Source organism: Microcoleus sp. PH2017_12_PCY_D_A (assembly GCF_020738565.1).
Lineage (GTDB): Bacteria > Cyanobacteriota > Cyanobacteriia > Cyanobacteriales > Microcoleaceae > Microcoleus.
The window spans coordinates 15,306-37,683 of sequence record NZ_JAEQCI010000099.1; the positions used below are offsets into that span (position 1 = coordinate 15,306).

General features: G+C 47.4%; 17 protein-coding genes and 2 pseudogenes. 6 read left to right on the top strand and 13 right to left on the bottom strand.

Annotation, left to right across the window (positions count from 1 at the left end; translation table 11 throughout):
* Positions 1–218: 218 nt before the first annotated feature.
* The 4 genes and pseudogenes from JGK39_RS25075 to JGK39_RS25085 form a co-directional block, all read left to right on the top strand.
* Positions 219–3,761: a GGDEF domain-containing phosphodiesterase gene (locus JGK39_RS25075; RefSeq protein ID WP_293249359.1), complete on the top strand. Its 3,543-nt coding sequence runs from the start codon at positions 219–221 to the stop codon at positions 3,759–3,761.
* Between the two features lie 204 nt (positions 3,762–3,965).
* Positions 3,966–4,235, top strand: a complete 270-nt coding sequence (locus JGK39_RS33745; protein WP_366049023.1) for a transposase — start codon at positions 3,966–3,968, stop codon at positions 4,233–4,235.
* A gap of 103 nt (positions 4,236–4,338) precedes the next feature.
* Positions 4,339–4,707, top strand: a complete 369-nt coding sequence (locus JGK39_RS25080; protein WP_293322441.1) for a transposase — start codon at positions 4,339–4,341, stop codon at positions 4,705–4,707.
* 84 nt (positions 4,708–4,791) lie between these two features.
* A pseudogene (locus tag JGK39_RS25085) lies at positions 4,792–4,920 on the top strand (IS5/IS1182 family transposase); the annotation flags it as partial.
* Here JGK39_RS25085 and JGK39_RS25090 read toward each other — a convergent pair.
* The 6 genes from JGK39_RS25090 to JGK39_RS25120 all read right to left on the bottom strand — a co-directional run bounded on the left by JGK39_RS25090 (position 4,914) and on the right by JGK39_RS25120 (position 9,576).
* Positions 4,914–5,423 carry a fatty acid hydroxylase gene (locus tag JGK39_RS25090; RefSeq protein ID WP_293143261.1) on the bottom strand — a complete coding sequence of 170 codons (510 nt, stop codon included), beginning with the start codon at positions 5,421–5,423 and terminating at the stop codon, positions 4,914–4,916. The pseudogene JGK39_RS25085 and the gene JGK39_RS25090 overlap by 7 nt on opposite strands.
* Before the next feature lie 158 nt (positions 5,424–5,581).
* Positions 5,582–6,436: an alpha/beta fold hydrolase gene (locus JGK39_RS25095; RefSeq protein WP_293143258.1), complete on the bottom strand. Its 855-nt coding sequence runs from the start codon at positions 6,434–6,436 to the stop codon at positions 5,582–5,584.
* Positions 6,437–6,934: 498 nt separating this feature from the next.
* Complete coding sequence (gene ilvN / locus JGK39_RS25105; protein ID WP_041622928.1) at positions 6,935–7,453, bottom strand: acetolactate synthase small subunit; 519 nt, start codon at positions 7,451–7,453, stop codon at positions 6,935–6,937.
* A 217-nt stretch (positions 7,454–7,670) separates the two neighbouring features.
* Complete coding sequence (locus JGK39_RS25110) at positions 7,671–8,483, bottom strand: carbon-nitrogen hydrolase family protein (protein WP_293260144.1); 813 nt, start codon at positions 8,481–8,483, stop codon at positions 7,671–7,673.
* Positions 8,484–8,840: 357 nt separating this feature from the next.
* Positions 8,841–8,969, bottom strand: coding sequence for a photosystem I reaction center subunit IX (gene psaJ / locus JGK39_RS25115; protein ID WP_293260147.1), 129 nt, complete (start codon positions 8,967–8,969; stop codon positions 8,841–8,843).
* Positions 8,970–9,087: 118 nt separating this feature from the next.
* Entirely contained in the window at positions 9,088–9,576 is a 489-nt protein-coding gene (locus tag JGK39_RS25120; RefSeq protein WP_293260150.1) for a Photosystem I reaction center subunit III, read from the bottom strand.
* A 338-nt stretch (positions 9,577–9,914) separates the two neighbouring features.
* Here JGK39_RS25120 and tsaD point away from each other — a divergent pair, with 338 nt between their 5' ends.
* Both tsaD and JGK39_RS25130 read left to right on the top strand, forming a co-directional pair.
* On the top strand, positions 9,915–10,988 hold the full coding sequence (tsaD, locus tag JGK39_RS25125; RefSeq protein ID WP_293260153.1) for a tRNA (adenosine(37)-N6)-threonylcarbamoyltransferase complex transferase subunit TsaD: 1,074 nt from the start codon (positions 9,915–9,917) through the stop codon (positions 10,986–10,988).
* Positions 10,989–11,305: 317 nt separating this feature from the next.
* Entirely contained in the window at positions 11,306–11,809 is a 504-nt protein-coding gene (locus JGK39_RS25130; RefSeq protein WP_293260156.1) for a GNAT family N-acetyltransferase, read from the top strand.
* Positions 11,810–11,897: 88 nt separating this feature from the next.
* Here JGK39_RS25130 and JGK39_RS25135 read toward each other — a convergent pair whose 3' ends face one another.
* The 7 genes and pseudogenes from JGK39_RS25135 to JGK39_RS25165 all read right to left on the bottom strand — a co-directional run.
* The gene (locus JGK39_RS25135; RefSeq protein WP_293260159.1) at positions 11,898–12,641 is read right to left on the bottom strand and encodes an HAD family hydrolase; all 744 of its coding nucleotides are present in this window, start codon (positions 12,639–12,641) and stop codon (positions 11,898–11,900) included.
* A 362-nt stretch (positions 12,642–13,003) separates the two neighbouring features.
* Positions 13,004–17,209, bottom strand: coding sequence for a chemotaxis protein CheB (locus tag JGK39_RS25140; RefSeq protein WP_293260162.1), 4,206 nt, complete (start codon positions 17,207–17,209; stop codon positions 13,004–13,006).
* Positions 17,210–17,987: 778 nt separating this feature from the next.
* On the bottom strand, positions 17,988–19,079 hold the full coding sequence (locus tag JGK39_RS25145) for a 30S ribosomal protein S1 (protein ID WP_293260167.1): 1,092 nt from the start codon (positions 19,077–19,079) through the stop codon (positions 17,988–17,990).
* Positions 19,080–19,346: 267 nt separating this feature from the next.
* Complete coding sequence (gene nrdR, locus JGK39_RS25150) at positions 19,347–19,904, bottom strand: transcriptional regulator NrdR (RefSeq protein WP_293260170.1); 558 nt, start codon at positions 19,902–19,904, stop codon at positions 19,347–19,349.
* A gap of 357 nt (positions 19,905–20,261) precedes the next feature.
* Positions 20,262–20,357: a photosystem II reaction center protein T gene (locus JGK39_RS25155; protein WP_083622085.1), complete on the bottom strand. Its 96-nt coding sequence runs from the start codon at positions 20,355–20,357 to the stop codon at positions 20,262–20,264.
* A 144-nt stretch (positions 20,358–20,501) separates the two neighbouring features.
* The gene (psbB, locus tag JGK39_RS25160) at positions 20,502–22,031 is read right to left on the bottom strand and encodes a photosystem II chlorophyll-binding protein CP47 (RefSeq protein ID WP_293260172.1); all 1,530 of its coding nucleotides are present in this window, start codon (positions 22,029–22,031) and stop codon (positions 20,502–20,504) included.
* Positions 22,032–22,182: 151 nt separating this feature from the next.
* Positions 22,183–22,378, bottom strand: a pseudogene (locus tag JGK39_RS25165) (hypothetical protein); the annotation flags it as partial.

A 22,378-nucleotide genomic window follows, 5' to 3' on the forward strand; every position in this document is an offset into this window, starting at 1 on the left:
TACCCATCGGTGACGATACTTAGTTATTTTTAATAAATAGATTGGCTTTAATTCAATTGACAATTGACAGTTGACAATTGACAATTGACAGCGACCTCTACCAAGAAGGAAGAGGATTGGAGTAATGAATAGTCTTCTTTTAATTTCTCCCGATCGGGGTTCCGGGTTTAAACAAATTCTTTCTGGTAACTACTATAATTGTCGAGCGGTGCTAATCGATGTTCGAGCTAGATTTATTCTTTTACTTTGAAATTGTTGCATACCTTCTGGGATTATCGGCGACTTTAGTCTTGGCGATCGCGATTTATCTCAAGTGGCACCGAAGGCATCCCAGTCTGCCAACTGCCGAAAAGCCACCGGAGTTGGCAGAATTACAGCCAGATTTATCTGCGAGATTGAAAATTCGGAAAAACTTGTTGATTTTCCCCAACTCAAATCTGTTGGCGATCGCACACAGCTTATTGGGTAAACTGTTAGGTATTGGCTGCAATCTATTCTTAGCCCAGCAACAACGCCCAACTGTGAATTCTTCTCCTCTTGTCGGGCCTTCCACTAGCAAAACCGTTAGTTTGAGCATCGAGGGTTCGATCGACCAAAATGCCGCTCGCCCTCCTAAGGACAACCCTCCCAACACCAGCACTTCCCCGCAATTAGAGGAAGACTTGCTAGGCGACATCCTCGCAGGTACTAATTCGCCGGGGGGATCTGAATTCTTTGATGCCTTAGTTCGCCACTTAGCCTCAGCACTCGCCTGTCGCAGCGCCGTCGCAGCCAAATCGATTAAGTCGATGAAACGCGCTTCGGCAACTCCCGATAAATTGCAAGTTATCAGTTTTTGGAGCGACGGACAGCAGCAGCCAAACTTTGAGTGCAACACCGCCCATACTCCCGAAGCGCTGGTGTTTGAGCAGGGAATGTACTCCTGTCCAGACTCCCTGCTGGAAACCTTCCCACAAGACCGCAGACCGATCGTTACAGGTGCGCGCAGTTTCCTGGGAGTCTTGCTCAAAAACTCCTACGGCGAACCTTTAGGCATTATTTGTATTTTCCACGATCGCCCCCTACTAGAAGCACATCTTCCCAAATTTCAACTAATTATCAGCATCTTTGCCGATCGCGCCGCCGCCGAATTAGAGCGGCAGCGCCTAGAAGCAGCACTCTGCACCGTAGAAGCGAAATACTGCGCGCTTGTAGAACAAATGCCGGCTGTCACCTACATTTCTCCCCTCAACCGCAGCGCTGCCAAACTTTACATCAGCCCGCAAATTGAGACTTTTTTAGGTTATTCTGTAGCTGAATGGAAGGCAGACCCCGACCTGTGGCTGAAACTCGTTCACCCAGAAGACCGCGATCGCGTGTTAGTTGAAAACGCCACACAGAAATTTACCGACGGAGAAGATATCTTTAGCGACGGGCCGCTGGTTTCAGAATACCGCGCGATCGCCCGCAACGGCCGAGTTGTCTGGTTCCGCGATCGAGCGATCGCAGTTCGCGATGAAGCCAGCAAGTCCGTCATCCTTCAGGGCGCAATGTTTGACATCACAGAAACTAAAGTAGCTGCCAGCGCCCTGCTAGAAAGCGAATACCGCTATTACACTTTAGCTAAAATACTGCCAGTTGGGATTTTCCGCGCCGACGCTGCGGGATATTGTTTGTATGTCAACGAGCGATTTTTGGAGATGGCTGGACTGACTGCACCAAAGGCCTTGGGCGAAGGTTGGGCCCAAAGTTTGCATCCCGAAGACCGCGATCGCATTTTGAGCCAGTGGTATCGCGCTGTCAAAAATAAATTGCCTTGTAAGTTAGAGTACCGCTTTTGCAACGGCGACCTCACAACCTGGGTATTTTGGCAAGCAGTGCCGGAAATTGCCAACAGCGGCGAAGTTCTGGGCTATCTCGGCACGCTGACTGATATCAGCGATCGCAAACAGGCAGAATTCGCACTCCAACAAGCCGAAGAAAAATACCGCAGCATCTTTGAAAATGCGATCGAGGGAATTTTTCAAACGACTGCTGACGGGCGCTACCTCAGTGCTAATCCTGCTTTGGCAAGAATTTACGGCTACGAGTCAGCAACCCAACTGATCGCAAACATCCACGATATCGAGCGCCAACTCTACCTCGATCCCAACCGCCGCGTCGAGTTCTTGGGCGCGATCGAAAAACACGGTTCTGTGTCTGAGTTCGAGTCCCAAGTTTACCGCGCTGACGGCACTACTATCTGGGTTTCCGAAAACGGCCGGGCTGTTCGCGACGCAGGAGGCAATTTGCTTTACTACGAAGGTACTGTCGAAGATATCACCCTCCGCAAAATAGCAGAAGAGAAGTTGGTACACGATGCTTTGCACGATACGCTGACGGGTTTGCCGAACCGAGCTTTATTTATGGATCGCTTGGGACACGCGATCGAGCTTTCCAAACGCCGTCCCGAGGTTTTGTTTGCGGTGCTGTTTATCGATCTAGACCGCTTTAAGGTTGTCAATGACAGTTTGGGGCATTTAGTGGGCGATCGCTTGCTGATCGCGATCGCGCAGCGTCTGGAAATCTGTTTGCGCGCTGGAGATACCGTTGCCCGTCTCGGCGGCGATGAATTTGCTATTTTGCTGGAAAATATCAAAAACACCGATGATGCGATCAACATTGCCGAACGAGTGCAAGCGGAACTGGCACAGCCTTTTTACCTCAACCCATATCAAGTTTTTAGCAGTGCTAGCATTGGCATTGTTTGTTCTGGTTTGCCGCAGCCTCCCAACGACATGGACGAATTTTCCAGTCCAGGAAATCTCGTCCATGTCGATCGGGAAACTGCTTTGTCTTGTTTATCTTCCGACTCCTCAGATGTCCCGGTTCCGTTCCGAATATTGTACGATCGACCAGAAGAACTGCTCCGAGATGCAGATGCTGCGATGTATCACGCAAAGGGATTGGGCAAAGCTCGCCACGAAGTTTTCGACTTAAGTATGCACACTCGCGCCGTCGCCCTTTTGCAACTGGAAAACGACTTGCGGCGCGCTCTAGACTCCCAGGAATTTCAGCTTTACTACCAGCCCATCGTCTCTCTAACTAGCGGTAGAATCAGCGGTTTTGAAGCGCTGCTGCGCTGGTATCATCCCCAGCGGGGTTTAGTAGCTCCCGGCGAGTTTATTTTAGTAGCAGAAGAAACGAGATTGATTGTACCTATTGGTTGGTGGATGATGCGATCGGCTTGCCGTCAGATCCACGAGTGGCACCAAAAATTTCCAGCAAATCCGCCCTTGACAGTCAGCGTCAACCTTTCTAACGAACAATTTAAACAGCCGGATTTAATCGATCGCCTGAGCGAAATTTTACAAGAAACTCAGCTTGACCCCCGCACTTTAAAGTTAGAAATTACTGAAGGCGTCATCATGGACAATGCCGAATCAGCAGCCGCTATCCTCGCCCAATTGAAAAATTTAGAAATTGAATTATATATTGACGATTTCGGCACGGGCTATTCTTCTTTGAGCCGCCTGCACACTTTTCCCACTGACGCCTTAAAGATCGATCGAGCTTTTGTCAGCCGCATGACGGAAGATGAAGGAAACGAAGCCATCGTACAGACTATTTTAATTTTAGCCAGTCATTTAGGCATGGATGCAATCGCTGAAGGAATAGAAACCATCGAACAGCTTAAGTTGCTCAGAGCGCTGCAATGCGAATACGGACAGGGATACTTTTTCTCAAAAGCGGTAGACAGCATCACAGCCACAGGTTTGATCGAAAGTCAACCCCAATGGTAATTAGTCAGTTGTCAGTTGACAGTTGTCATTAGTAATAAGAAGTCGCAAGTTAAAAATTAAAATAGGGAGCATCTCATTTTTGAAAAAATCATTTTTTATTAGAGAACCCATTTGACATCTTGGAGGAGGTTGGATTAAGGTAAGCTAAAGCCAAATCCACCATGCCGTATTCCAGCAGCCTCACAGACGCAGAATGGGAAATCCTTGAACCCCTACTACCCCAGGTGTTGCCTGTTAAGAAGCAGACGAGACCTTGTAATTGGACGAAACGAGAACTGGAGTGATGGTATTTTCTATCAACTCAAGAACCGCTGCAATTGGCAAGATTTGCCGAAAGACCTGCCTCCCTACTCAACGGTGTATTGGCATTACAAACAGTGGCGGGAGGCAGGAGCAATCCTTGCACTGATGAGCCTCTTACATGGACAAGTGCGCGAACAAGTCAAAAAAAAGCCCAGTGGACAACGTTGCTGATGATTGACTCCCAAGCGGTGAAGAATACCTGCAACGCCAGTATCGAGTCCTTCATGTTTCTGCTTTTACAAATGCACGCTTTGGCATCAAACGACATCTGGCAGTGGATACGTTGGGGTTTCCGTTTTTCACCCACTGCACTCAAGCTAATGTCTCCGATGACCCAGGCTTGCTGGAAATGTTGAGTCACAACCTCGATTATTTTCGCGCCAAGCCTGTCAACATTCCTAAAATCACCATCTTGCTGGACAATGGCTATCATCCAGAGACCCTGAGTCTCGCCTTGCAAAAACTCTATCCCCAGATCCTGACCAAGATCCGGTTTGAACTCTCACCCAAGCCCACCAAAGCCGAAAAAGCGGCACTGGGGAAGACGGGATTTGTCGTGGTGGCAACGCGATGGGTAATTGAGCGGTCGAATGCATGGATGGAACGCTGCAAGAGTTTAGTCAATCAAGCGTTTAGCCCATAGCTAGATCTCAAATGGGTTCTATAGGGCAATCTTGGGGAGTAACAGAATCCACAGCTTGTCGAATGATTCGGAAAATAGAAAATAGCGAGACAACGAGTAATTGGAGAACATGTTCATCGAAAACTGAAAATTTTTAAGATTTTAGCTGACCTTTATAGAAATCGCCGAAAAAGATTTGGTTTAAGGTTTAATCTGATAGCGGGACTTTACAATTTAGTTTTCATGGCTTTTTTGAAACCGAGCTTGAGAAAACGTAACCATCGCCACCAAACTTTAGCAGGCTGGTCGAAAAAGGTAAAAATATCACCGTAAGCTTGGGTAGATTTGTGATGATGAAGCCAATGTCTTTCAGGAGTCGTAATGCCTAGTATCTCGCAGAAAGTAATGATTTCTTTTGGAGTTTTCCAGCCTAAAGCACTTGTATGTCTCCACCATACATGAAATTGACCTAAAATTAACCCGCAGATCACACCAATAGATGAAACTTTCCACAATATTACAGCTACTGGCAGATAGGGTAAAGCACCAAGAATTCCATCCAGCATAACGAGAACATTGGTGCTGAGAACAGCATAATGAAAAAAGGTTTTCTGTGAGGAATGGTGCGTTTTTAGATGGAGACTACCAAAAACGTGCTCAGGAATATGGTAAAAAAATGTGGATAGCAAGTCTCCTAGGAATAGCAATAAATAAGTGACCATCAAAATTTTTAACATTAATTAATCCTTTTTGTTGTATTTGGTTGTATTTGATTTAATGTAAGTATTCAGCCGTCAGCTATCAGCTTTGGTGGAAAACTTCATGTAAACCTATCTGTTTAACAATAGCTATTTTCTGGCCTTTTTAGGGCATTAGCTGAATGATTATCATTTAATTAATGAAGAAATTTTAACACTAGCTGGTTGAATTTTTGGGGATATTCTACATGCGGCCAATGACCACATTTATCAAAAATATGTAAACTGGTATTAGGGATGTATTTATTAGCTATATGAGCATGGGTAACAGGTAAAACCGCATCCTGATTTCCCCAAATAATCAAAGTGGGTGCTCGAATATGCGCGAGTTGTTGAACAATTGGCATGAAGACTTCTTCCCTTACTCCCCCCAAATTTAAGTTGGTTTTGAGAATTGAAATTAATGCCTGTTTTCTACCTGGCATTTTGAATCTTTGAAAACTGTTTTCTACCCATTCACTAGGAATTGCTTTGGGATTGTAAACATTTTTTTTTAACATCAATTTTGCCCCAAACCGACTAGGTTGAGCAAATTTAGCTATTACTGGAACTGCTGCTAAAAAACGATGATAGATTGAAATTTCTTTTCCTAGTCCCAAACTGGAAATCAATACTATTTTTCCTATCCGTTCTGGATATTTTAGAGCAAATTTGAGTATAATACCTCCTCCCATTGAATTGGCAATTATATTTGCTTTATCAATATTTAAAGCGTTCATAAAGTCTGTTAAAAACTGGACTTGATAATCTAAAGAGTAGGGAAGTTCTGGTTTATCAGATAAACCAGAACCTACCATATCAAAAGCATAAACTTGATGATTTTGAGCTAAGGCATCAAAATTATAAGTCCAAACTTCTATAGAACTACCACCACCGTGAAGCAAAATCAAAGGGCTTCCCTTAGTTCCTGCGCTCCAGTAGCGAGTTTTGATGACACCAACTCTAATGTATTGATCTTCGGGTAATTTAATTTTGTTATAAACATTTTTCATTTCTTAAATACAGTAACTATTGAGTTATCCATCATACCACAAAAGCGGCACTGGGGAAGACGGGATTTGTCGTGGTGGCAACGCGATGGGTAATTGAGCGGTCGAATGCATGGATGGAACGCTGCAAGAGTTTAGTCAACGGCGAAACTCAACCTGTGTTTGATCGGGTTAATGCTCAAGCGTTTAGCCCATAGCTAGATCTCAAATGGGTTCTATAGTGCGAGCTGTCGCGAGCTCGCGAGTCTTTCACCGCTCGCGAGCTCGCGACAGCTCGCACTATTAAATGCAAAACTGAGATGCTCCCGTTAAAACATTCTTTCTGACAACTGACAACTGACAACTGACAACTGACAACTTACCACTGACAACTTATAGCCTTTCGAGCTCTCATATTCGCGGACGACTGGCCTCCGTGGGCTATGGGCTATGGGCTATGGCCTCCGTGGGCTATGGGCATACCTCACTTTTTTGAGAACCGCTATACCACTGACAACTAACTTAAACTTTCGCTTCCAACGACTTGAGAAACTCAGTATTTACCCCCGACTCCCGCGTCAGGGCAATTTTCCCAGTACGAGCAATTTCCTTAATCCCAAATCTATTTAGAACTTGGACGATCGCCACCATCTTACCCGGATCTCCGACAACTTCCAAAGTCAGCGTATCATCACCAATATCCACCACTCGCGCTCTAAAAATCTGAGCTAACTCAATTATTTCCGATCGCGTCCCGCTAGCAGCATTCACTTTCAGCAACATCAACTCCCGTTCCACACAGGGAATTTCCGTTATATCCTGAACTTTCAGCACGTTAATCAACTTGTACAGTTGCTTGGTCAACTGCTCGATAATCTGGTCATCTCCCGGTACAACCATCGTAATCCGAGACACACCCCCTTGCTCCGCCGGGCCCACGGCCAGACTTTCAATATTAAAACCCCGACGGGCAAATAAACCAGCAATTCGAGTGAGGACACCCGCTTCATCTTCAACTAAAACCGAAAGAGTGTGTTTCATTTCTCCAAAAAAAGACGCATTTCGTGCAATTCTACTGTCGCCCATTCGCCTTTTAGCAGAAGTGCACGCCCATTGAACCTGCCTTAGACATTTTTTTAGTGTACGAACGTACACAATTCCTTACTCGAATAAAAACTATTCAGGTCTGGTGGCTGGCGAAAACAGCAATTTTGACACCAATTGGTGACAAAACTGCGAAGTACCAAGCCACCACAACTTACATAAAAACCCGGTGTTGCAGCGATGGCATCTGGCGGCGGACTTGTTCTAGCCGATCGGGATTAATCTCTGCCACCGCCACACCCTGTTCCTCTCCAGCATCGGCCAAAACCGCACCCCAAGGGTCTACAATCATCGCGTGACCGTGAGTTTGACGGCGGCCGTAGTGGTGTCCAGTCTGCGCCGGGGCGATCGTGTAGCAAGTATTCTCGATCGCCCTAGCCTGCAACAAAACCTTCCAGTGATCCTTGCCAGTGTAAGCAGTAAACGCCGCCGGCACGAACAAAACATCAGCACCCTTGTAGGACAAATGCCTGTACACTTCCGGGAACCGCACGTCATAGCACACCGAAAGTCCCAGCGTCCCCAACTCCGGCGACACATAAACCGGCGGCAAATCTTCACCAGCTTTCACAGTGTTAGATTCCCTGTAAGTAATCCCGTCTGGCACATTCACATCGAACAAATGTACTTTTTTGTACCTTGCCACTTCGCTACCGTTTGGGTCTACCAGCAAGCAAGTATTGTATACCTTTCCCCCATCCGTCGGCACGGGAAATCCGCCGCCCAGAATCGTTACCTGGAACCGCTGGGCCATAGTTTTTAGGAATTTTTCGCTTTGGAGTCCGATCGCCTCTGCAAGAGCCATCTTCTCCTCCTCTTCTCCCATAAACGAGAAATTTTCTGGTAAGGAAACTAACTCCGCACCCCGACGCACTGCCAGGTCGATTAATTCCTCTGCCTGAACCAAATTTTTTTGCAGGTCAGGCAAGCTAGTCATTTGAATTGCTGCGGCGAGATAAGACTTCATCGATTCACAATATTAGTCAATAGTCATTGGTCATTAGTCATCAGTCATTAGTCATTAGTCATTAGTCATCAGTCATTAGTCATTAGTCATTAGTCATTAGTTATTGGTTATTGGTTCTTAGTACCAATGCCCTATCCCCCATGCCCTATCCCCCATGCCCTATCCCCCATGCCCTATCCCCCATGCCCTATCCCCCATGCCCTATCCCCCATGCCCTATCCCCCATGCTACTGAGAAAGTCTATAGGGTTTGAGAGTTTTGATGTTTGAGTTTTAAATTAACCTTTAACTCATCACTCAAAACTCAAAACTCTCAACTTTTTCCCCCTAGGTTTTGCGACCTAATTCCGGTCAACTCTTAAGGCATCGGATGGAAAAGCAAGTCAGGGAAAAAGCGGTTAAATTCAATTAAACCTGCCGCTTGAATAGCGATCCAAAGCGTTGCCAATACTGGTGCGGTCGAAAGAAACTTGACAAAATATTGCATGAATTTTGCTCCTGAAAATTCGAGACAGTTGGTAATTGCCGATCGGTCTACCGCTAATTGCTAACTTGCAGTTAATTGATTAACTGTTAGCCCTTAGCTCTCGCTCCATTTCCCTATTTTAGCGGGGGGAAACAGTAATTTCATCGTCCTTCGCAAACATTTCACCGCTGGTGATTGACGTGAGAGCTGCCAGAGGCCATAAAACGCCGCTCAGCATACATTTGATTGCCAAAGGAACGTCGATAATAATCTCTTTTTCCTCTGGGGTTGCTGATTTTTTGGTAACTTGCAGATAAGAACGGCCCACCCAACCAATCCAACCAGCAATATACAAGAACAGCACGCTAGGAATCAAAAAGTCGCCAGCCTTGTCCAAGCTACCGTCTACGATTAAGTGCGGGTAGCCTTCCGGGCCGCACATAGCTTGAGAATAGCGCTCGAATCTTGCCTTCGCAGAAGCAGGGTCGCCATTGGTAGAACGCGCATTTTTAGCCAGTTCCTTGAATTCGGGAGAGTCCTTGCACGGCACCAAATTGTAAGCCGAAGCAACGGTCGCAGAACTGAACCACAGACTAACCACTAAAATTGCAGCAAACAATCGTCGCATGAAATTGTTTCCTTTTGTTACAAAACAATAAGTTTTTGTACAAGCATTTCAACTTGCCGATCCAGAATCCAGATTACCGCACTTGCTGAGGGTGTAAAGTCTCCATCATAGAGGCGGCAAAGCCCAAAAGAATGAGGGATTCGGGTTTCATAGGTCAGTGCGAGAGCTTAGCAATACCGCTAGGATATTCCACAGCTTGCATTATTTCGATCGCCAGGCCCTGTCCTTCGGTGAGCAAATATCCCGCGAGCAATAACCTGAGAACAGATCGAGCCGGGGACTTGCGCCGAATTCGTTAAGCTAGCAATAGCTAACCTATCAAATAAAATTACCAGTTAATGGCAACCATTTTCGCGATCGAAACAAGTTGTGACGAAACAGCAGCAGCAATTGTTAAGAATCGTCAAGTTTGCAGCAATGTTGTAGCATCACAAATTAAAATCCACGAGCAGTACGGTGGGGTAGTCCCGGAAGTAGCTTCGCGGAGCCACCTAGAAATGCTAAATCAAGTAATTGCCCAGTGTCTGAGTGAAGCCAACCTGAGTTGGTCAGAAATTGACGGCATTGCAGCGACTTGTGCCCCCGGTTTAGTAGGTGCATTGTTAGTCGGGCTGACAGCAGCGAAAAGTTTGGCAATAGTCCACCAAAAACCTTTTTTAGGCGTCCACCACCTCGAAGGGCACATCTACGCTTCTTACCTAATCGAACCAGACTTGCAGCCGCCGTTTTTGTGCTTGTTAGTTTCCGGGGGACACACCAGCTTAATTTATGTTAAAGATTGTGGCGTTTACGAAACAGTAGGACAAACGCGCGACGACGCGGCGGGCGAAGCGTTTGATAAAGTCGCCAGACTGTTGCAGCTAGGATATCCCGGCGGGCCGCTGATGGACAAATTGGCTGCCCTGGGCCATCCCCAAGCATACCCCCTACCTGAAGGCAGAATATCGCTACCTGGTGGCGGCTACCATCCCTACGACAGCAGTTTTAGCGGGTTGAAAACAGCAGTTTTGCAGTTAGTGCAGAAACTCAAAAAACAAGATATTAATGCCGGTGGCGAAGGCGTCTTGGCTGCCTCTACAATTAATGATATTGCGGCGAGTTTTCAGGAAACAGTAGCGAAGGGTTTAACAAAAAGGTCGATCGACTGTGCGCTAAATTTCGGACTCAGCACTATTGTAGTCGGCGGCGGAGTCGCAGCCAACAGCGGACTGCGAAAACACTTACAAGCCGCAGCAACCAAACACAACTTGCGAGTATTGTTTCCCCCATTAAAATATTGCACGGACAACGCAGCAATGATCGGCTGTGCGGCGGCAGAACACTTGCAGCGAGGACACACATCACCGCTAACATTGGGAGCAAATTCAAGAATGGCCGTTAGCGATATCATGGAACTGTACATTAGTCATTAGTCATTAGTCATTAGTCATTAGTCCACAGTATTTGTAGGGTGTGTCGCTTTCAAAAATGCCTAAAATTAGATCGAAAATCTTATAGCGACGAACCTTACACCATATTTGACGCAACAAGCTCTAAAATTTCTTGTAGCAAGACTTGAGATAAATTGTATGAGGTGCGTCGCCATAAGATTGTCGATATTTGTTTGGGAATTTTTGAGGGCGACACACCCTACGACTAAAATTTCTTGTAACAAGACTTGAGATAAATTGTACTGTACATTAGTCATTAGTCATTAGTCAACAGTTAACAGTCAACAGTCAACCAAACGATGAAAATCCGATCTGCAGCAGAAAGCGATTTACCCGCAATTGTCCAAATATACAACGCAGCAATACCGGGGAGAATGGCCACAGCAGATTTAAAACCAATCTCAGTCGAAAGCCGCCTCGCGTGGTACAGAGCACACTCCCCCAATTCCTGGCCGATTTGGGTAATGGAATCAGAACAAACTATCGTGGGCTGGCTGAGTTTTCAGCTTTTTTACGGACGCGCCGCCTATCAGCATACAGCAGAAATTAGCATCTACGTCGCACCCGATCGCCAGCGCTGCGGAATCGGACAAAAATTATTGCAATCAGCCATCGCGCGGAGTCCCCAATTGCAAATTAAAACCCTGATGGGCATAATTTTTGCTCACAATCAGCCGAGTTTAACGTTGTTCCAGAAATTTGGGTTTCAGCAGTGGGGATATCTGCCGCAAGTCGCCGAACTTGACGGCGTGGAAAGAGATGTGATAATTCTGGGTTTGCGTTTAAACGCACAACCGATCTAAAATTGGTTCGATTGTTTGGACTTGAGTCCTCTGATTTTTATGCGGACTGAAGTCCTCACTACAAACTTCCGGATTGAATATAGTTAGCTCAATCTGCTACAATTATTATCTCATCCAAAGATGCGATCGCCACATCAGCCTTTTCCAGATGACTAACCTCAGCATTTCCCCAACAAATCCCGATACAGCCAGCCGCGCCTGCATTTTTGCCCATTTGAATATCACCCGCCGAATCTCCCACCATCAAAGTTGCTGCGGGATTTACTCCTAGTTTATCGCAAGCTTGCAAAAACAATCTCGGATCGGGTTTATTAAGTTCCGTAGAATCCACACCCATTTCTAACTGAATCCATGGGTTTAATTCGTGTTGTTTCACAAATTTTTGCACCGCAGCAGTCGTAGCCGCCGAAAGAATCCCTACCTTCAAACCCGCTTCCGAAAGCTCTTTGATAACTTCCAAACAGCCGACAAACATAGGAGAAGAAGCAGTATTTTTCAACATTTCGTCAGCTTCATCAAAAGCGCGGCGAGCAATAGTTAAAGATTCCAACCATCCTCTGCCGGTTTCGGCGATGTATCCCGCAGTAACAATCTCATTTTCCTTGCGGCTGCCGACGGCCATCAAGCCTGTGGGGTCAATGCTAGCACCTTCGATACCGAAAGCCATTTGTAAAGGCTCTCCAACGCCGGGAATTTGAGCATCTGCGAGGCGCGATCGCTTAATCCCCAAATGTCTCAAAAACTCCTGAGAATCCTCTAGAGTGCCGTCTTTGTCAAAGATTACGGCTTCGATATTTGAGAATGTAATGCCCCGACATTTAATAGTTACCAAGAATCATAACTCCCGAATTTCTATATTTTTTTGTATTCTCTCATATTGTGCTATTTTTGGCAATTGTTTTAAGCGCAAGATGATACTCTTCTCCCCTCTTATTAAGGGCAGGGTGGTTTTATACTCCCCATAATAAATCTGAAACTAAGGTACGTTGTTGGGCTTGGGCCCTCTTTAGGCATATATAGCCTTTCTCAAAAAGATGAGGTATGACTGACAGCTTATATAACCTCTAAACGTATAGGGCTCTCGAACCAACAACATACCTCATCTTTCTGAGAACCGCTATACATGAAAGAGGGCCCAAGCCCAACAACGTACCTATTTATAGGTTTCAACCGCCGAATTTTCCCCAAAATTATTTAAAATCTCCCTGCTAAATTGGCAACCATTAATCCTAGTTGAACGGGCTTCACAGGCTTACCAATATGTGTTTGAAAACCAGCTTCGATCGCCCTTTCGCGTTCTCGCTCGATCGCATACGCAGTCAGCGCCGCCGCTGGGATGTTTCCTCCAGCTTCAGCAGCAAGAGCTCGCACTTGCCGAATTAAAGAATATCCGTTTTCCTCTGGCATTCCAATATCCGAGATTAGCACGTCAAATCTGCCCGGATTTTCCGTCAAAGCAGCCATCGCCGCAGCAGCAGATTCGGCTGTCACAACCTCGGCGCCGTAGCTTTCGAGCACAACTTTTAAGAGCTCGCGCGTATCAGCTTCATCATCCACAACTAAAACCTGCAAATTTTCTAACGAAGGGACTCGCTCGCTTGAGTCGTTCAAAGGCTCTGACAAAGCAGCCGACTCTGCTGGGTTTGGCGCTGTCAATTCTTGGGGCGAACCTCGCAGAGGTAATCTCACAATGATTGTAGTTCCTTGTCCCGGGCCCGGACTTTCGGCTTCCACTGTTCCCCCGTGCAATTCCACAAGATGGTACACGATCGACAAACCCAATCCCAACCCTTGATCGACCTTAGTGGTGCTAGAATCTCCTTGGCGGAAGCGATCGAAAATATGCGGCAGCAAGTCAGGCGCCATCCCTTTTCCCGTGTCCGTAACTCGAATTTCAGCATAATGCTCGATCGCCCGCAACTCAATTTCCACTCGTCCCCCGGGTAAAGTAAACTTAATCGCATTAGACAGGATATTCCACAAAACTTGCTGCAAGCGATCGATATCGCCTAAAACAGTTGCAGAACCCAACTGCGAAACAATTTCAATGTTTTTGGCTTGGGCCGAACATTCAACCCCATCAATTGCAGCTTGCACCACTAACCGCAGATCGATCGCACGGGTGTTAAGTTGGAGCTTGCCGTTCGTAATCCGGGAAATATCGAGAAGATCTTCGATTAACTGAGCTTGCGCCCTGGCGCAGCGCTCGATCACCTCCAGAGCGCGATTAGCGGCTGCTTCCTTCAGGTTCCCCAAGCGCAGCATTTGTGTCCACGCCAGAATCGGAGTCAGGGGATTGCGTAATTCGTGGGAGAGATTCGCGAGAAATTCATCTTTAGCTCGGTTAGCAATTTCTGCTTGTTGGCGGGCTGACTGTTCCTGCTGCAATAACTGCGATCGCTCTGTCTCAAACTGCTTGCGATCGGTGATATCCTCTACCGACAGCAGAATCATCGAAACGCTGTCTTCTGGTTTAACTTTACAAGCATTTATCAGCAGAGTTTTCGGTCCGATCCGCTCAAAAACCTGCTCGATCTCAAAGTTGTTAATCTCAACATTATTAACCAGAATATCTTCCAAAAGCCCTCGCAGTTGCGGGATATTCCCCTGCCCGCTAACCCATTCAAACCTGTCAGCTCGGGTGGTTTCTGAGGATGAAACTTGAAACGTTTCGTATAACGCTCGATTGGCGCTGTTCACTCGGAAATCATCATCCAGCACGATTAAAGGCGTCGGCACGCTTTCCACAATAGTTTCCGCATAGTTGCGCGCTGTTTCTATGGTAGCAGCACTGCGTTTGAGAGCGTCAATATCGATCAAAACTATTACCACACCCTCAATCAAGTTGTCGCTCGTCCGGTAAGGACGAATGCGGAGAGCGTACCAATATCCCGATTGAGTTTGCACTTCTTGTTCTTTCGTGTTGAGAGTATCGATCACCTCTAAAATCATCGGTTCCAAATCGGGAATTTCCAGATTGGAGCGGATATCGCTAAAGGGACGCCCGACATCTGCAGAAATCAGATTGAACAGCCGCTGCGCCATCGGCGTAAAGCTGCGAATCCTTAAATCGTTTGCCAGCATTAAAATAGGAATATTGATACTTGCCAGCAAATTAGTCACGTCGTTATTAACCTGTTGCAAATCGAGATTTCGATTGCGAAGTTCCTCGACAGTGGTAATCAGTTCTTCGTTAGTAGCTTGAATTTCTTCTTTTGCGGTTTCTAGTTCCTCGTTAATGCTTTGCAGTTCCTCGTTGCTCGAAATAATTTCTTCGTTGGCAACTCTCAGGTCTTGGTTGAGATTTTCTTGCTCTTCGATCACCGCTTGCAGGTGCGTTTGAGCCATTGTTTTCTCTTGGTTGGCGGTGGCAAGTTGCTGCCTGAGCCGCACTATTTCCCGCTCTAAATCGCTTGGTTCTAAGCTGTCAAAATTTACGGTTCTCAGGTCGATCGCACCGCGTGAAGCTTCTTCAAACAGCACCAAAATAAATTTTGTTTCGGCCCTGACCGGTTGGAACGGAATCACCTCAAAATTGACGGTATTCGTGCCATCGCCCTCTTGCAGCCTCACCCGTTCTTTTCTCACCGTCACGTTCTGAGTTTGCGCTTGATAAATTGCGGTGCGGAGATCCACAGATAATCCGGGCACCGCCATTGCAAACAAGTTTAAAGTCGGCGTTCCCGGTGTGAGTCTCAAGTAGGGGTTGGTGTCACCCCGCAGTTGCACGATCTCCATCTGGTCGTTCACCACCACACCGACAGGAGCACAGCGACTTAAAATCAATTTGTCTGTTTCGCGCTGCAAGTCAAAGCTATGATAAAAATTGGCATTCATGCGCTGCGGATTATCAACTTGGGTTAGGGGTGAGAAACTTGCTGCAAAGGAAAGTGGAACACGATTGGCGGTTAACTTTTTAGCATAAATTTTAGACGGCGCGTCGGCTAAAGTAAATAAGTCCGAGGATTTGCCCGTACTTTCGGAAGTGCCGAGAATCAAGAAGCCTGTGGGGTTGAGACTGTAATGAAAAATTGATAAAACTCGTTTTTGCAAAGGTTCTGCCAAGTAAATCAGCACATTGCGGCAGCTAATCAAATCGAGATTAGAAAAAGGCGGGTCGATGCCTAAGTTTTGTCGGGCGAATACGCACAGTTCGCGGACGGGTTTGCTGATGCGATATCCCCCTCCTTCTACGGGGACAAAGAAGCGGTGGCGCCGCTCTGGTGAAACGCCTAACATCTGGTTTTCTAAGTAGAAACCAGACCTCGCTTGGGCGATCGCCGGCTCGCTGATATCTGTGGCAAAAATCTGGATCGGCAGCTTCAAATCTCGATCGCCCAAATACTCTAACAAACACATGGCGATCGAATAAACCTCTTCCCCTGTCGAACATCCCCCCACCCAAATCCTAATCGGAACTTCTGCTGACTTATTTTGGGTAATCGCGGGAAAAACCTGCTCTTTTAAGCGGATAAAAACTTCTAAGTCGCGGAAAAAACTCGTGACGTGGATCAAAATTTCTTCATACAAAGCTTTGACTTCCGCCGGATGGTCGAGCAGGTATTCGGCGTAATCTTCCAATCTCTCCATCTTGTACAGCAGCATCCGCCGCTGCATTCGCCGGTTCAGGGTGGCCGGTTTGTACTGGGTGAAGTCAACGCCTGCGCTCGATTTCAGCAGCGCAAAAATAGTCCCCAGGGCAGATCCCGGTTCGGGCAATTCTTCAGCGACAACCAGGGGAAGCGGCCCAGCCAGAAAGGCATGGTGGCTGAGATTTGCCAGTTCCCGCCCCATTGACTCTGGCGGCAGAATGAAGTCTACATCACCTGTAGCGACGGCGGTACTGGGCATACTGTCGAATTTGGCGGTTTCTTCGCATTGAGCAAAAGTTACGCCTCCGGCTGCTTTGATTGCCATCAGGCCCAGCGCGCCGTCTCCATCGGCTCCCGATAAAACCACGCCGATGGCTTTGTTGCCCCGATCGACTGCTAAGGACTCGAAAAACGCATCTGCGGGCATATATTTGCCATCAATCTTCTCGCGGGGAAGCAGTTTCAGCGCCCCGGATTCCAGCAGCAGCTTGGTATTCGGCGGAATCGTATAGACATGGTTCGGTTCTACAGTCATCCCCTCTTCCACCTCATGCACGGGCATTGGCGTGCTTCGGGCGAGAATCTCCCTCAGCAGGCTGGGGCGATTGGGGTCTAGGTGCTGGATCAGCACAAATCCCATGCCGGTATCTGCGGGTAAGTGCCTCAGCAACTGGATGAATGCTTCCAACCCTCCCGCAGAGGCCGCAATTCCCACGACGGGAAAGGGGGCGTCAATTTTGGCTTCTGGATCTAGGTCTAGGGCGCTAGGCTCGATCGGTGCTAATGTATTTTCGTTAGATAAGTTCATAAAATCCACTTCAGTACCGCAGTTACGAGCCGCCAACCCTTGTCAGCCTGGGAGTCAATAATGCAGACTATTCTAATACCAGCTTGAGTTGCCAGCTTCGCGCAACCACCCTAAGGATTAGGTACAGTGTGAGAACGTCGATTAAAGGACAATACGCTTGGCTTAACACTATTTATTCCCCGGAGATCCCCTCGCATCCCCCTGGTTGTAGGGGGACGAAAGAGAGGATTCTTGTCCCCCCCTTCCCAAGGGGGGTTAGGGGGGATCTCTCTTAAGCCAAGCTATTGGATTAAACGACTTGGGTACAAACACTGAATAAATCATTTTTTTAGACTTTTATCGCCTGTAGGGTTGTTTTTTGGTAAAAAAATCAGGTTTTTAGGTAATACCATTTTTCTAAAATCGTGCAACACTCTTCGACCCCCCCTAGCCCCTCCGCTGTATTGCGGGGGAAGAATACTGTTGCATTATTTTTTAAAATTGGTATTATTTGCTACATTTTATGTAATTGTTGGCGATTTGTTGGGGCGATCGCCCTATTGTTTGTTGCGTGGGCGATCGGCTAAGGAATGAGAATTAAATAACTTACAATTTGATGATTCTTGTGGGATGGGCGAGTGTAAATTATTTAATTTGCGCTCCTAAGCAGCAACTAATAACTCATAACTAATAACTCATAACTAATAACTCATAACTAATAACTCATAACTAATAACTCATAACTAACTGCAAAAAAAAAGAGGGAAAATACCCTCTTTCAATCACAGTGACCGCGATGTTATTCGACCGTCGCAGGAGGGATTTCTTCCTCTACATCTAATACTGCTTCGGGTGCTGCTTCGGGTGCTGCTTCCGCTGCTACTTCGGGTTCATCCTCTTCCATTGCTGAAGGCACATCTTCGAGTATTTCATCGGAGATTTCCAAGGCATCGGTTGAGTCAACAGGAATGTCCATACCAGCTTTAGCTTGCTTTTGAGCGAGCATTTTCTCCCGGAACTTAGCTGCCATTTCTTCAGCTTTTTCGTACACCAATTCGCGATTTTTGACCATCGCGCCCGGTTCCGGTTCCAACTGCTTGGTGGAGAGAGAAATCCGGCCTCTCTCGGCATCCAAGTCAATGATCATCACTTTCACTTCGTCGTTGACATTGAAGACGCTGTGAGGCGTATCGATGTGATCGTGCGAAATTTCTGAGATGTGCAGCAAGCCGCTGACGCCGCCGATGTCGATAAATGCACCGTAGGGCTTGATGCCGCGCACTGTACCGATGACCACTTCCCCGACTTCGAGGCGGTTCATCTTGCGTTCGACTAAGGCGCGACGGTGGCTCAACACTAGGCGGTTGCGGTCTTCGTCTACCTCTAAGAATTTTAATGGCAATTCTTCGGCGACTAATTCTTCCTTCGGTTTGCGGGTGCTGATGTGAGAACCGGGAATAAAGCCTCGCAAGCCTTCTATTCTGACGAGTGCGCCGCCGCGGTTGGTGGCAAATACTTGCGATCGCACCGTAGCATCTTCTGCTTGCAGTTGTCGCACTCTTTCCCAGGCCCGCATATACTCGATGCGCCGGATGGACAGGGTTAATTGTCCGTCTTCGTTTTCATCGGTGAGGATGAAAAATTCTCTAGTTTCGTTTGATTGCAATACCTCTTCAGGGCTTTCGACTCGATTGATCGACATTTCCTGAATGGGAATGTACGCTGCTGTTTTAGCACCGATATCAATCAGAGCGCCCCTGGGTTCTATACTAAAAACTGTACCCGCGACTACATCGCCCGGGCTAAAGTGATAGTCATATTTATCTAGTAGGGCTGCAAAATCTTCGTGAGTAAAGCCGATGTCTTTGACTGTGGTTTTGAGATTGACCATGCGAATAGTTTCCTAGGATTTCTCTCCTTCATGTTTTTCGTTTGTGCCGGCAGATATTAGAGATTTTGGTGAAAAAGCGGTTAACTTCTTGCAAAATCTTTTACTAAAGTCAGTTTTTGCTAACTTTTGCCCGCTGCAACTCCGCATCCGGGCTTGCCACTGCTATTGCTGCAAACTCTGCGTTAAAGCGTTTAATCTTAACATTCAGAGTCAAGTAAATCATTATAACTTACCCGCATACTGCTTTATAAATTAATTTCTCTGAGTTTAGCTGCCAGTAGCGCAAGATGCGGGGCTTTCTCGATCGCAGGGATCGGCCGAAGTCGCACTAGCGTCAAAATCTGAGGGAGTATCTTGATTCTGCGGACAGTTGAGGGGATTCTGAAGGTGATTTAGGGTATCTACAAAATCTCGGATGCCTCGAAATTGTCTGTATACCGAGGCAAAACGGACGTAAGCGACTTCGCTGAGCGGCCGCAGGTGCAACAGCACCAGTTCCCCAATTTCTGAACTGGCGATTTCCCGGAGCGATCGACCTTGGAGTTGGGCTTCGATTTCTTCTGCGAGGGTTTCGAGCTGGCCTGAAGACAAACCTGTTTTTTCGCAGGCGCGAACCAGTCCCCTGACTAATTTTGACCGATCGAAAGATTCGCGCTTCCCGTCCCGCTTGATCACCGTAATCGGCACAAATTCTATGCGTTCGTAAGTTGTGAAGCGGTGCTGACAGCTCAAACACTCGCGCCGCCGACGGATGCTTTGACCTGACTCGGCTGAACGCGATTCGAGAACGCGGCTATTTGTGTGTTGACAGGAGGAACAGCGCATGATTGCTGATTGTAACAGGCGTTGCTAGCAAATTGCCATTCATCTCACCGCGCGGGGTCTGATGAATGGCTGGACTAGAAAAATTACTCAGGATACAGCGCCCAGGATGTGTTTGACTGAGCTAAACCTAGTTCTAGACTGCTGTTTGATGACTGGGCTCGATCCCCCCTAGCCCCCCTTAAGAAGGGGGGGACAAGAGCGCTAGAGTCCTCCAACTATCAGGGAGGGGACAGGAGTTTTATCAAAGTCCCCCGACAATCAGGGGGATGAGAGGGGGATCGGGCCTCTGCTATAAACGAGAGATACAAAGGTTTTGAGACCGTTGTTGACACCCCTTGGCTGCCAGCGTATAGCTAATTATTTGCCAATCCGGGGCGGTTCCCGAAAGGCGATCGCAAAAAATAGTACACCTAAGGCTAAAGCCAGAATCAAAATGTAAGCAACGCTTTCCATGTTAAATTTTCCCTATCTTCCCTTGCCGTATTATTTTATCTTAATTAGTGGTTTGATTGTTAACTAAAAAAAACCCGGTTTCTTGAAGAAACCGGGTTTTCGTGCACCGGGATGTTTCCCGGTGTACTCTTCGGCGGCAGAAAACTAGATAGATTCTTCTCTTCTTGTGCTCTTGTCGCCCAGTTTTTGGAACAAGCCCCACTCGACTTGTTCTTCCAAGTCAGCCTCAACTCCAGCAAACACGTCGCGGAAAATAGTCCGAGAACCGTGCCAGATATGGCCGAAGAAGAACAGCAAAGCAAAGCAAACGTGTCCGAAGGTGAACCAACCGCGAGTTGAGGTACGGAAAACACCGTCAGAATTCAACGTTTCGCGATCGAATTCAAATACTTCACCCTGTTGGGCGGCGCGAGCAAACTTCTTAACATCTAGAGGATTCTTAAAAGTTTGACCGTTCAGTTCGCCACCGTAGAAGCTGACAGTAACTCCGCTTTGTTCAAAGCTGTATTTTGATTCAGCACGGCGGAAGGGGATGTCAGCGCGAACGACCCCATCTTTGTCCGTCAAAATTACTGGGAAAGTTTCAAAGAAGTTCGGGAGGCGCCGTACCGACAATACCCGACCTTCGTTGTCAGTAAATACTGCGTGGCCCAGCCAAGTTTTAGCGATACCGTCGCCGTTGACCATTGCGCCAGCACGGAACAAACCACCTTTAGCAGGAGAGTTGCCCACGTAGTCGTAGAAAGCCAATTTTTCGGGAATTTGCTCGTAAGCTTGTTGGAAGGTTTGACCGGAGGCTAAGCTAGCTTGAGCTCTGCGATCGATCTCTTGTTGGAAATAGTTGCCGTCCCACTGATAGCGAGTCGGGCCGAAAAGCTCGATCGGAGTTGCAGCCGAACCGTACCACATCGTACCCGCAACCACAAAAGCTGCAAAGAACACAGCAGCGATACTGCTAGAAAGTACAGTTTCGATATTCCCCATCCGCAGGGCTTTGTAAAGACGTTCCGGCGGCCGCACAGTCAAGTGGAACAAACCGGCAATTACGCCGACTACGCCCGCTGCAATGTGGTGAGCTACGATCCCACCCGGATTGAACGGATCGAAGCCTTCAGGGCCCCAAGCAGGCGCCACTGGTTGGACGTGACCGGTCAAGCCGTAGGGGTCGGAAACCCACATTCCCGGGCCAAAAAGTCCGGAAAGGTGAAATGCCCCGAAGCCGAAGCAGAGCAAGCCGGAGAGGAACAAGTGAATGCCAAACATTTTTGGCAAGTCGAGGGCTGGTTCGCCGGTGCGAGGATCTCTGAAGAGTTCCAAATCCCAGAATACCCAGTGCCATACTGCTGCTAAGAACAGCAAACCAGAAAGGATGATGTGAGCGACGGCGACGCCTTCAAAAGACCAGAAGCCGGGATCGACGTTACTTTCGCCGGTGATGCTCCAACCGCCCCAAGAACCGGTGACTCCTAAGCGAGTCATGAAGGGTAGCACGAACATCCCTTGACGCCACATCGGGTTCAGAACTGGGTCTGTGGGATCGAAAACTGCTAGTTCGTAAAGGGCCATCGAGCCGGCCCAACCTGCCACGAGGGCAGTGTGCATTAAGTGTACAGAAATCAATCGGCCTGGGTCATTTAAGACGACTGTGTGTACGCGATACCAGGGTAGTCCCATTGACTGCGGTTCTCCAAGGTGTAAGTGATGATGTCTATTTTGACGGAAAAATCAGATTCTCAATGCCGTGCAGTTACCTGCGGGCTTTAAATTCTGCCTTTTGCCGAATCCTTTCTACCTTCACAGGTGGAGGCATAAAAATGAAAGTTATTTAAAGAAGTGTATCGAGTCCCCAGTCCTTTTGCAAGAGTTTTAGCTGTAAGCTACTTTTAGGGAAACGTAATTCAATGCCCGATCGCGCGATCGCGTGCATCCTTTCGCAAAATCTGTCCCAGCCGCGCCGCTTTTGCAACACAATGCACCCAGCGCTGCCGGGAACATTAGCATCAAAGTGAATCCCAAACTCC

What these genes read in the sequence shown, in the direction of transcription:
- psbB (WP_293260172.1), bottom strand. Translation starts at nt 22,031, where the DNA reads ATGGGACTACCCTGGTATCGCGTACACACAGTCGTCTTAAATGACCCA.
- JGK39_RS25145 (WP_293260167.1), bottom strand. Translation starts at nt 19,079, where the DNA reads ATGGTCAATCTCAAAACCACAGTCAAAGACATCGGCTTTACTCACGAA.
- JGK39_RS25140 (WP_293260162.1), bottom strand. Translation starts at nt 17,209, where the DNA reads ATGAACTTATCTAACGAAAATACATTAGCACCGATCGAGCCTAGCGCC.
- psaJ (WP_293260147.1), bottom strand. Translation starts at nt 8,969, where the DNA reads ATGCAATATTTTGTCAAGTTTCTTTCGACCGCACCAGTATTGGCAACG.
- JGK39_RS25075 (WP_293249359.1), top strand. Translation starts at nt 219, where the DNA reads ATGTTCGAGCTAGATTTATTCTTTTACTTTGAAATTGTTGCATACCTT.
- JGK39_RS25095 (WP_293143258.1), bottom strand. Translation starts at nt 6,436, where the DNA reads ATGAAAAATGTTTATAACAAAATTAAATTACCCGAAGATCAATACATT.
- nrdR (WP_293260170.1), bottom strand. Translation starts at nt 19,904, where the DNA reads ATGCGCTGTTCCTCCTGTCAACACACAAATAGCCGCGTTCTCGAATCG.
- JGK39_RS25130 (WP_293260156.1), top strand. Translation starts at nt 11,306, where the DNA reads ATGAAAATCCGATCTGCAGCAGAAAGCGATTTACCCGCAATTGTCCAA.
- JGK39_RS25110 (WP_293260144.1), bottom strand. Translation starts at nt 8,483, where the DNA reads ATGAAGTCTTATCTCGCCGCAGCAATTCAAATGACTAGCTTGCCTGAC.
- ilvN (WP_041622928.1), bottom strand. Translation starts at nt 7,453, where the DNA reads ATGAAACACACTCTTTCGGTTTTAGTTGAAGATGAAGCGGGTGTCCTC.
- JGK39_RS25090 (WP_293143261.1), bottom strand. Translation starts at nt 5,423, where the DNA reads ATGTTAAAAATTTTGATGGTCACTTATTTATTGCTATTCCTAGGAGAC.
- JGK39_RS25120 (WP_293260150.1), bottom strand. Translation starts at nt 9,576, where the DNA reads ATGCGACGATTGTTTGCTGCAATTTTAGTGGTTAGTCTGTGGTTCAGT.
- JGK39_RS25155 (WP_083622085.1), bottom strand. Translation starts at nt 20,357, where the DNA reads ATGGAAAGCGTTGCTTACATTTTGATTCTGGCTTTAGCCTTAGGTGTA.
- tsaD (WP_293260153.1), top strand. Translation starts at nt 9,915, where the DNA reads ATGGCAACCATTTTCGCGATCGAAACAAGTTGTGACGAAACAGCAGCA.